Raw genomic sequence first — 10,393 nt, forward strand, 5'->3', positions numbered from 1 at the left:
ATAGCGGTGTATCAGCCGACATCACCGCAACTGACACACCGCTATCGCGAGCAGGCTCGCTCCCACAAGGGATCTGCATATATCCACAAGTTTTTAATAGTTAGCGAGCTATCGGAATGTTCAAGGCGTCGATGCGCGGCTAGACTGTGTGCCCGCCGACCTCCGTCCCACTGGATACCCGATGAACTTCCGTACCATTTTGATTCTTGGCGCACTTAGCGCTTTTGGCCCGCTGGCAATCGATTTCTATCTGCCGGCGTTTCCGGCCATGGCGCTGGCGTTCGGCACCGATGAACAACACGTTCAACTGACGCTGGCGGCGTATTTCCTCGGTTTGTCCATCGGTCAGCTGATGTACGGCCCGGTGGCGGATCGTTTTGGTCGACGCATTCCGTTGCTGACGGGTGTCGGGCTGTTCACCGTCGCGTCCCTGGCGTGCGCCTATGCGCCGAACCTGGAATGGCTGCTCGGTGCGCGGTTCGTCCAGGCGCTGGGCGGTTGTGCGGGGATGGTGATTTCAAGGGCGATCGTCAGTGACAAATGCGATGCGGTGGGCTCGGCGAAAGTCTTTTCACAACTGATGCTGGTCATGGGCCTGGCACCGATTCTCGCGCCGATGCTCGGCGGGTTGCTGGTCAACACCACGGGTTGGCAGTCGATCTTCCTGGTGCTGACCGGTTTCAGTGCACTGGCCGGGCTGGCCGTGGCGCTCGGCTTGCCGGAAAGCATGCCGGCGAATATGCCACGTCAGCCATTGTCGGGCGCGTTGCGTCAGTACGGTCGGCTGCTGTCGGATCCGGTGTACCTCGGCCACGCCCTGACCGGTGGCATTGCCATCGCCGGGATGTTTGCCTACATCGCCGGTTCGCCGTTCGTCTTCATCAAACTCTACGGCGTGCCGGCCGAGCACTTCGGCTGGTTGTTCGGCACCAATGCGGCGGGGTTCATTCTGGTGGCGCAGGTCAACGCACGGTTGCTGGCCAAGCGTGGCCCGGCGTTCCTGCTGGCGCGCACCGTATGGATCTACCTCGCGGCGGGCCTGACGCTGCTCGCGGTCAGTTCGCTGCACACCGAGCAATTGTGGCCATTGCTGATTCCGCTGTTTATCTGCATCGCCAGCCTCGGTTGCATCCTGCCCAACGCCTCGGCTTGCGCCATGAACGGGCAGGGCGCGCGCGCCGGCAGTGCGTCGGCAATGCTCGGTTGCCTGCAATTCAGCGTCGCCGCCGGAGCCGCGTCGCTCGTGGGTATTTTGTACGACGGCAGCGCCATGCCGATGGCCATGGTCATCAGCCTGTGCGGAGTTCTGGTGGTGAGCATAGCGATGCTCACCCGGCGTCTGCAAAATGCCCGGGCATTGGTGAAAGCCCAGGTGTGAGGAAGGTCTCAGCCGGCAGCGCGTTGCTGCTGGACGGGAATCTGATGAGGGGCGTGCAATCGTGCTTCGAGGGTTCGGGTGAACTCGCGCGCTTCGGCTTCGCTACGGAACGTCACCGCGTGTTGGTCCAGGCGGACCTGCCACTGGGATTTTGCCAATTCTTTTATCAGGATCTTCATTGCTGACCTCCTCGGTTAAAAGATTGCATCGCAGAGGACACGATTGTAGACCCGAATACGACCACAATGATGACAGCGGTCAACCTTCGGACTGACGGTGTCGTCCATTCGGACGACACTTGTATCAATCTGTTTCAGAAGCCTTCGAGGACAATCTTGCCCTTGGATTTGCCGCTCTCCAGCAGCTCATGCGCACGTCGCAAATTCGCCGCGTTGATCGTTCCGAAGTGCTCGCCCACCGTGGTTTTCAGTGTCCCGGCATCGATCAGCGCTGCCACGCGGTTGAGCAGTTTGTGTTGCTCGATCATGTCCGCGGTTTCGAACAGCGAGCGGGTGTACATGAACTCCCAATGCAGCGACAGGCTCTTGCGCTTGAGCTTGGTCACGTCCAGCGCCTTCGGGTCATCGATCAGCGCCAGTTTGCCCTGCGGCGCCAACGCCTCGACCAATTGATCCAGATGCTGATCGGTCTGGGTCAGGCTGGCGACGTGGGTCACCGAGTTCACGCCTGCACGTTTGAGCTCTTCGCTCAGCGGTTGGCTGTGATCGATCACCAGATCGGCGCCCAGCTCACGCACCCAACTTTGGGTTTGTGCACGGGACGCGGTGCCGATGACCTTCAGCCCGGTGAGCTGGCTGGCCAGTTGCGTAAGGATTGAACCGACACCGCCGGCCGCACCGACGATCAGCAGGCTCTGGCCTTCATCGGTGTTGCCTTCGCGCACTTGCAGGCGTTCGAACAACAATTCCCACGCGGTGATCGCGGTCAACGGCAGCGCTGCGGCTTCGGCGAAACCGAGGGTTTTCGGCATGTGGCCGACGATCCGCTCGTCCACCACGTGCAGCTCGCTATTCCCGCCGGCGCGGGCGATGGAGCCGGCGTAGAACACCTTGTCGCCGGCCTTGAACAACGTCACTTCACTGCCGACCGACTTGACCACACCGGCCACGTCCCAGCCCAGCACTTTGGCCGCGCCACCTTCAGGCTGCACGTTCTGGCGGACTTTGGTGTCCACCGGGTTGACCGAGATGGCTTTGACTTCCACCAACAGGTCGCGCGGGCCGGCAACCGGCTCTGGCAGTTCGATGTCTTGCAGGGAGTTGGCGTCGCTGATCGGCAACGAGGCGTAGTAGGCAATGGCTTTCATGAAGGGCTCCGCAAAAGTATTTAAGAAAATCAGGCCACGACGCGCAGGCGTTTGAGATCGAAGTGCTCGATCAGGTCGCCGGCCGTGGCACGAAAATGCTGGATGTGTGCACTGGCGTCATGGGCTTGCAGCGCTTCGTCGCTGCTCCACTGCTCGATCATGTAGAAGGCCTGCGGATTGGCCAGGTCCTGATGCAGGTCGTATTGACTGCAACCGGCTTCGGCACGGGTCGGTTCCAGCAGTGCACGCAGGTGCTGTTCGAGTGCGTCTTGCTGACCGGCTTTGGCGATCAGGGTGGCGATGGCGGTAAACGGCTGGGACATGTTCGACTCCGATAACGGGGTGATTTCGATGGGGCAGATGATTGGCTATTTCTCTGCAAGATAAAACCCGCTAAAAGAGCAGTCTCTTTCAATATTTTTTTGATAATTGAGGCTGGAAATGCTGCGTTTCGATGACTTGCAGTTGTTTGTCCGGGCGGCGGACCTGGGCAGTCTGTCGGCGGCGGCGCGGGGGATGGACATGTCGGCGGCGGTGGCCAGTGCGGCGTTGAAGCGCATCGAACAGCAACTCGGCGCGCGGTTGCTCGCCCGCTCCACCCGCAGCCTGCGCCTGACCGCCGAGGGCGAGGGGTTTCTCGAATACGCCCGGGCGGCCCTGAGCAACCTCGATGAGGGTCGCCGCTTGCTGGCCAGCGGTCAGGACCAGGTCAGCGGAGTGTTGCAGCTGTCGGCACCGTCGGATTTCGGTCGCAACCTGTTGCTGCCGTGGCTGGACGAGTTCCAGCGCGAGCATCCGAAGCTCACGGTGCGCCTGCTGCTGGGCGACCGCATCGCCGATCTGTTCCGCCAGCCGGTGGACATCGCTCTGCGCTACGGCGAGCCGGAAGACTCAAGCCTGGTGGCGCTGCCCATCGCACCGAACAACCGCCGCGTGCTGTGTGCCGCGCCGAGCTATCTGGCCCGACACGGCGAGCCGCGGCAACTGGAGCAACTGGCGCAGCACAATTGCCTGCTGTTCATGCTTGGCAGCCGGGTTCACGATCACTGGAGTTTTCACGATGGCAAACGCGAAGTCAGCCTGACCGTCAGCGGTGACCGTTTCAGTGACGACGCCGATGTGGTGCGCCTGTGGGCCGTGGCGGGCGCCGGGATCGCCTACAAATCCTGGCTCGATGTTGCCGCCGATGTGTTGGCCGGTCGCTTGAAAGTGCTGATGCCGGAGCTGATCTGTGAGCGCGCACCGCTGAATTTGCTGTGCGCCCATCGCGCACAATTGAGTAAGCCGGTGAACCTTTTGCGGGAAATGCTCGCCAGCCGATGCGCCGGTTTAAGTAGTCAATTTCCGGTATTGGCGGTCACCGATCATTAGTCGCAGGTAAAAAGCGAAATTTCACTCAGGAACTATCACCACCAAGGGTTTTCAGAGGGCAGGAACCGACGGTTAACACGCATATACTAGCGCTCGCCTCAGGTACGCACGGTCGATCTCGCCTTGGCGAGTCCGCGTTCGAGTCGGCCAGGCCCGCAGTCGATCGACGAGCCTTTGCAAAACCCTCAAGGCAATGGCTTGTGTGAGTGGGTGGCTTTGCCCGGGTTGTCGCGGTTTCCGCGTCTTGGCCGACGACACATTACTGGTCAAGATGTCTCTGAGCAGTAGACGAAACGATTCAACAGGGAGTGAATACATGGAACATGCACCTTGCATCAGCCAGATCGCCACGTTGCTGGCTGACCCAAAGCGCAGCGCAATGATGTGGGCCTTGATGGACGGCTCTGCGCGACAAACCGAAGAGTTGGCCTTGCTGGCCGGCCTGTCACCGTCTTCGGCCAGTGCACACCTGGGGCGTTTGTCCGCCGGAGGTCTGTTGAAAGTCGAAACCCGTGGCCGCAAGCGGTTTTTCCGCCTGGCCGCGCCCGAAGTCGGCGCTGCGATAGAAGCACTGGCCAGTGCGACGATTGCCAGTACGCCCCGGGGCATGCCGGACGTTTTCAAACGCGCCGCACCTCTCTCCAAACCTCAGGCGGCACCTTCGTCGCTGTTGCGCGCACGACTCTGCGACGATCATTTGGGGGGCACTTTGGCCGCCGATCTTTACCAGCGTTTGCTGGATACGGGTTGGATCGAACAGTTCGAGCAGCGGGTGTCGATCACCCACAAGGGCGCCACGCAATTGGCCAAGCGCGGTGTGTACGTCCAGGCGCTGGCGCACAGCACCCGTCGAGCCGCTTGCGCTTGCCCCGACTGGAGCGAAAGACGTCCGCACATGGGCGGTTCACTCGGCGCGGCGTTGCTGCAATTGTTCATGCAGTCCGGCTGGCTGAGTTTGCCGAACGATTCGCGAGCCTTGCACGTTACTGCGACGGGGCAGCGTGAAATCCATCGCTTCGCCAAGGAAACCGAGCTGGAAATGGCGTTGTAGTCGACGAAACGTGGACCCTGTAGGAGCTGGCTTGCCAGCGATGAGGCCTTCACATTCAACATCAATGCTGAATGTGAGTCCGTCATCGCTGGCAAGCCAGCTCCCACAGGGTAATGCGGTGTGGCTTAGGGTTTGACCAACCGCGCATCCAGGCTGTTTTGCGCCAGGCGTTTGGCCTGATCCTGGGTCATGCCCAGATCGGTGTACAGCGCATGGAAGTTCTCGGTCACATACCCGCCGAAGTACGCCGGGTCGTCCGAGTTCACCGTGACTTTCACGCCGCGCTCAAGCATGTCGAGAATGTTGTGCTGGGACATGTGATCGAACACGCAGAGCTTGGTGTTCGACAACGGGCACACGGTCAACGGGATCTGCTCGTCGATGATCCGCTGCATCAGGCGCTCGTCTTCGATGGCGCGTACGCCATGGTCGATGCGCTGGATTTTCAGCAAGTCGAGGGCTTCCCAGATGTACTCGGGCGGGCCTTCTTCACCGGCGTGGGCGACGGTCAGGAAGCCTTCGTGGCGGGCGCGATCAAACACGCGCTGGAACTTGCTCGGCGGGTGACCCATTTCCGAACTGTCCAGGCCTACGGCCACAAACGCATCGCGGAACGGCAGCGCCTGATCGAGGGTTTTCTGCGCTTGTTCTTCGCTCAAGTGACGCAGGAAGCTCAGGATCAAACCGCTGGTGATGCCCAGTTGCTGCTCGCCATCCTTCAGTGCGGCGGCGATGCCGTTGAGCACCACTTCGAACGGGATGCCACGGTCGGTGTGGGTCTGCGGGTCGAAGAACGGTTCGGTGTGAATCACGTTCTGCGCCTTGCAACGCAACAGGTACGCCCAGGTCAGGTCGTAGAAATCCTGCGAAGTGCGCAGCACGTCGGCGCCCTGGTAATACAGGTCGAGAAACTCTTGCAGGTTGTTGAAGGCGTACGCCTTGCGCAGGGTTTCGACATCGCTCCACGGCAGGGCGATCTTGTTGCGTTCGGCCAGGGCGAACAGCAACTCGGGCTCCAGCGAACCCTCCAGGTGCAAGTGCAGTTCTGCCTTGGGCAGGGCGTTCAGCCAATCGTACATTGTTGAAATCTCATCAGGTGCAATGCCGGCATTCTACAGGTGCTGACTGCAACAATTGGTAAAACCTGACCAAGAGGTTCATTACCCCGCCTCTTGCTCTCGCCGATAAGCATAGGTGTCGGCGAAGCGCGAGAGCAGGAATTCGGCGCAGGTGGTGACCGGGTATTTCGCCGGGTGAAGGGCATCCTGACAACCGGGCAGGCATTCGATGCGCGTGTCGGGGTGCGGCTCGGCGAAGAACGGCATCGAGTAACGGTCCACACCCAACGGGCTGATCACCCGGTGCGGCGTCGACAGATAACGGTCGTTGCTCCAGCGCGCCATCATGTCGCCGAGGTTGACCACGAAAGTGCCTTCGATGGGCGGCGCGTCGATCCAGTCGCCTTGCACGTTACGAACTTGCAGGCCACCAGCCGCGTCCTGATACAGCAGGGTGATGCAGCCGTAATCGGTGTGGGCGCCGGCGCCTTGCTGATCTGCGGAGCTGGCGGTGTGGCGCGGCGGGTAGTGGATCATCCGCAGCACGCTGACCGGTTCATGGAAGCGCGTGTCAAAGAAGTCGCGCTCGATGTTCAGCGCCATCGTCATTGCGCGCAACAGGGTTTGAGCCAGCGCCTGCATGTCGACGTAATGCTGCTCCATCAGCGCTTCCCAACCGGGCATCGAGGGATGACGGTTGGGGCCGCGCAGCGGTTTTTCTGCCAGCACTTGCGGGTGATCGGCCGGCAGGTGCAGGCCCATGTCGAAGGTTTCTTTCAGGTCGCTGGGCTTGTTCGGGTCGAGCTGTTCGGTGGCGATGGCGCCGTAGCCGCGATGGTGTCGGGTCTGGGTGATGTCGATGCTGAGCTTTTCGGCGGCGGGCAGGGCGAAGAAGCGTCGGGCGTGATCAAGCACGGCGTCGATGCGTGCGGCACTGATCGGGTGACCCTTGATGTAGAAAAAGCCCCACTCGCGGCAGGCGCGGTCGATGTGTGTGGCGACGGATTGCCAGGCGGTCTGGTCATCGCTGTAGAGCGGGGCGATGTCGATGATGGGGAGGCTGTTCATACTGCGTTCCTGAGATGGAATGAGCTTTTGTAGGAGCTGGCTTGCCAGCGATGGCGGCCTCCTGTTCAACATTGATGTTGAATTTTATGGCCTCATCGCCGGCAAGCCGGCTCCTACAGGGGGGTGTGTTGGGCTGAGGGTTACTTCGGTATCTCGGCCTTCATGCCTTCAACGTAGTAATTCATCGAGGCCAGTTCCGCGTTGCTCGCCGTCGCGCCCGCCGCAATTTTCTCCACGCCCGCCTGATCCTTGATCGGCCCGGTAAACGGATGCAACGCACCGCTCTTGATGTCCGCGATGATCTGTTCGGCCTCGGCTTTCACCGGCGCCGGCACGAGGTCGCTGATCGGTAGTTCAACCGTGCCTTCCTTCAAGCCGCCCCAGTAATCCTGCGACTTCCACGCATGCTCGATCACGCTTTGGGTCGCCTGAATGTAGTGCGGAGCCCAGTCGTTGACGATCGAGGTCAACACCGCTTTCGGCCCGAAGTGCGCCATGTCCGAAGCGTAGCCCACGGCATACACCCCTCGACGCTCGGCGGCCTGGATCGGCGCCGGGCTGTCGGTGTGCTGGAACACTACATCCACGCCTTGATCGATCAACGCGTTGGCGGCGTCAGCTTCCTTGCCCGGGTCAAACCAGGAATTGACCCACACCACTTTGATCTCGGTACCGGGGTTGTATTTGTTCAGGGCCAGTTGAATGGCGTTGATGTCGCGGATCACTTCCGGAATCGGGAACGAGGCGACGTAGCCGATCTTTTTGGTCTTGGTCATTTTCGCCGCGAGGAAGCCGCCGACGTAGCGACCTTCATAGGTGCGCGCCAGGTAGGTGCCGAGGTTCTTGTCTTGCTTGTAGCCGGTGGCGTGCTCGAAGGTCACCTTGGGAAACTGTTTCGCGACTTTCAGGGTCGGGTTCATGTAGCCGAAGGAGGTGGTGAAGATCAGGTCGTAGTTGTCCTTGGCCATGTTGCGGATCACCCGCTCGGCGTCGGCACCTTCGGCGACGTTTTCCACGTACTGGGTGGTGATCTGCGAGCCGAATTTTTCGGCCAGCGCCTTGCGTCCCTGTTCATGCTGATACGTCCAGCCATGATCACCGATCGGGCCGATGTAGACGAAGCCGACTTTCAGCGGGTCAGCGGCGTTGACGGTCAGGCTGGCGCTCAGACCGAAGGTTGCAGCGACGGCGCACAGCAGCTTCTTCAACGGACGTTTATGCATGAATTCCCACTCCATTTTGTTTTGAGGTTGGAGGGGGTAATGCAAATTACTGACCAACAGGACAACAAATATCCGAAACCGTGTAGCGGCCTTCGCGGGCAAGCCTCGCTCCTACAAGTACAACGCCGACCTGTAGGAGCGAGGCTTGCCCGCGAAGAGGCCCACAAGGCCAATAAAGTGCACAGGCCAAACCGGCTGCCATTCACTGGTGCGCTGAGGTGTCACGAAACGCCCGCAGTCAGTCGGTGGTCAACATCGCCATTGGGGCTTTAAAAAGCATCGCCGGCAAGCCGGCTCCTACAGTTATCGCGCATAACCTGTAGGAGCCGGCTTGCCGGCGAAGGTGTCCGATCAGACGCCAGCGATCAACTGCCGGGCCGCCTGGCTGTGATCGGCGATCAAGCCTTTGAGATCCAGCCCCTCAACCTGTCCGTCGATCACTCGCCACTTGCCTCCTACCATCACCCGATCCGCCCGATCCGCACCACATAACAGCAATGCCGAAACCGGGTCATGGCTACCGGAAAACCGCAGCTCATCCAGCTTGAACAACGCCAGGTCCGCCTGCTTGCCCACCGCCAGTTCACCGATATCGGTGCGCCCGAGCAAACTCGCCGAACCCTTGGTCGCCCACCCCAATACCAATTCCGGCGTGATCTTCTCGGCGCCATAACGCAGCCGCTGGATGTACAGCGCCTGACGGGTTTCGAGCATCATGTTCGACGCATCGTTGGACGCCGAGCCATCCACGCCGAGGCCCAGCAACGCGCCGGCGGCGGTCAGCTCCAGCGTCGGGCAGATGCCGGACGCGAGGCGCATGTTCGAGCTCGGGCAATGGCAAATGCCGGTGCCGGCCGCACCGAGGCGGGCGATTTCATCCGGGTTGAAGTGGATGCCATGCGCCAGCCAGGTGCGCGGGCCGAGCCAGCCGACGCTGTCCAGGTAATCCACGGTACGCAGGCCGAAGCGTTGCAGGCAGAAGTCTTCTTCGTCGAGGGTTTCCGCCAGGTGCGTGTGCAGGCGCACGTCGAGTTTGTTTGCCAGTTCGGCACTGGCAGACATGATTTCCGGGGTCACCGAAAACGGTGAGCACGGCGCCAGGGCAATCTGGATTTGCGCGCCATCGCCACGTTCGTGGTACTCGGCGATCAGGCGCTGACTGTCGTCGAGGATCACTTCGCCTTCTTGCACGGTCTGCTGCGGGGGCAGGCCGCCGTCCTTCTCGCCCAGGCTCATGGAACCGCGCGTCAGCATGGCGCGCATGCCGAGGTCGCGGACGCTTTCGACTTGCACATCGATGGCATTTTCCAGGCCTTTCGGGAACAGATAATGGTGATCGGCGGCGGTGGTGCAGCCGGACAGCAGCAACTCGGCCAGCGCGACTTTCGTGGCAAGGGCGAGTTTTTCAGGGGTGAGGCGTGCCCAGACCGGGTACAGGGTTTTCAGCCACGGGAACAACGGCTGATTGACTACCGGCGCCCAGGCGCGGGTCAGGGTTTGATAGAAGTGGTGATGGGTGTTGATCAGCCCCGGCAGGATCACATGCTCGCGAGCATCGAATACTTGTCCACAGGGGGCGGACGGTTGCTGGCCGGCGGCGAGCACTTCGACGATCAAGCCGTCTTGCACAACCAGGCCGCCACGGGCATCGAGGCCATTGGCAGTGAAGATCGCGAGGGGGTTTTTTAACCAGGTACGGGTCGCAGGCATGTTGGCCGGCTCCTCTGAAAGTTGGGTTCAGGTTAGCCAGCTCAGTGATTACCCTGTCTGCTGATCCAGGGTCGCCGCGGGGACGAGGTGCGCAGTGTCAAACAAAACCCAGTTGCAGGCAAGTCCGGCCAGACGACTGAACCTCGTGTGGAACGCGCACCTGTGGGAGCGAGCCTGCTCGCGATGGTGGGTCAGCTGCATCGGCGT

The 10,393-nt window shown here is 61.1% G+C and carries 10 protein-coding genes; 3 read left to right on the forward strand and 7 right to left on the reverse strand.

Annotation, left to right across the window (positions count from 1 at the left end):
- Window positions 1–181 precede the first annotated feature (181 nt).
- On the forward strand, window positions 182–1,378 hold the full coding sequence (locus tag KGA97_RS27885) for a multidrug effflux MFS transporter (protein WP_008031320.1): 1,197 nt from the start codon (window positions 182–184) through the stop codon (window positions 1,376–1,378).
- A gap of 8 nt (window positions 1,379–1,386) precedes the next feature.
- Here KGA97_RS27885 and KGA97_RS27890 read toward each other — a convergent pair whose 3' ends face one another.
- The 3 genes from KGA97_RS27890 to KGA97_RS27900 all read right to left on the reverse strand — a co-directional run bounded on the left by KGA97_RS27890 (window position 1,387) and on the right by KGA97_RS27900 (window position 3,028).
- Window positions 1,387–1,557: a hypothetical protein gene (locus tag KGA97_RS27890; RefSeq protein ID WP_008038760.1), complete on the reverse strand. Its 171-nt coding sequence runs from the start codon at window positions 1,555–1,557 to the stop codon at window positions 1,387–1,389.
- 134 nt (window positions 1,558–1,691) lie between these two features.
- Entirely contained in the window at window positions 1,692–2,705 is a 1,014-nt protein-coding gene (locus KGA97_RS27895) for a zinc-binding alcohol dehydrogenase family protein (protein WP_008031324.1), read from the reverse strand.
- 29 nt (window positions 2,706–2,734) lie between these two features.
- Window positions 2,735–3,028 carry a putative quinol monooxygenase gene (locus KGA97_RS27900; RefSeq protein ID WP_008031327.1) on the reverse strand — a complete coding sequence of 98 codons (294 nt, stop codon included), beginning with the start codon at window positions 3,026–3,028 and terminating at the stop codon, window positions 2,735–2,737.
- A gap of 118 nt (window positions 3,029–3,146) precedes the next feature.
- Here KGA97_RS27900 and KGA97_RS27905 point away from each other — a divergent pair, with 118 nt between their 5' ends.
- Window positions 3,147–4,076, forward strand: a complete 930-nt coding sequence (locus KGA97_RS27905; RefSeq protein WP_008038763.1) for a LysR family transcriptional regulator — start codon at window positions 3,147–3,149, stop codon at window positions 4,074–4,076.
- A 316-nt stretch (window positions 4,077–4,392) separates the two neighbouring features.
- Window positions 4,393–5,127 carry an ArsR/SmtB family transcription factor gene (locus KGA97_RS27910; RefSeq protein WP_008038764.1) on the forward strand — a complete coding sequence of 245 codons (735 nt, stop codon included), beginning with the start codon at window positions 4,393–4,395 and terminating at the stop codon, window positions 5,125–5,127.
- A gap of 125 nt (window positions 5,128–5,252) precedes the next feature.
- On the opposite strand, the gene KGA97_RS27915 is transcribed toward KGA97_RS27910, so the two are convergent.
- From KGA97_RS27915 to KGA97_RS27930, 4 genes are all read right to left on the reverse strand, one after another.
- The gene (locus KGA97_RS27915; RefSeq protein ID WP_008031333.1) at window positions 5,253–6,206 is read right to left on the reverse strand and encodes an adenosine deaminase; all 954 of its coding nucleotides are present in this window, start codon (window positions 6,204–6,206) and stop codon (window positions 5,253–5,255) included.
- An 81-nt stretch (window positions 6,207–6,287) separates the two neighbouring features.
- The gene (locus KGA97_RS27920; RefSeq protein ID WP_223481879.1) at window positions 6,288–7,253 is read right to left on the reverse strand and encodes an isopenicillin N synthase family dioxygenase; all 966 of its coding nucleotides are present in this window, start codon (window positions 7,251–7,253) and stop codon (window positions 6,288–6,290) included.
- A gap of 140 nt (window positions 7,254–7,393) precedes the next feature.
- On the reverse strand, window positions 7,394–8,476 hold the full coding sequence (locus KGA97_RS27925) for a BMP family ABC transporter substrate-binding protein (RefSeq protein WP_223481880.1): 1,083 nt from the start codon (window positions 8,474–8,476) through the stop codon (window positions 7,394–7,396).
- A 351-nt stretch (window positions 8,477–8,827) separates the two neighbouring features.
- Entirely contained in the window at window positions 8,828–10,186 is a 1,359-nt protein-coding gene (locus KGA97_RS27930; protein WP_223481881.1) for an 8-oxoguanine deaminase, read from the reverse strand.
- Window positions 10,187–10,393: the final 207 nt, after the last annotated feature.

Origin of the sequence: Pseudomonas sp. BF-B-15 (genome assembly GCF_019946675.1) — a bacterium.
Taxonomy (GTDB): Bacteria; Pseudomonadota; Gammaproteobacteria; order Pseudomonadales; family Pseudomonadaceae; genus Aquipseudomonas; species Aquipseudomonas migulae.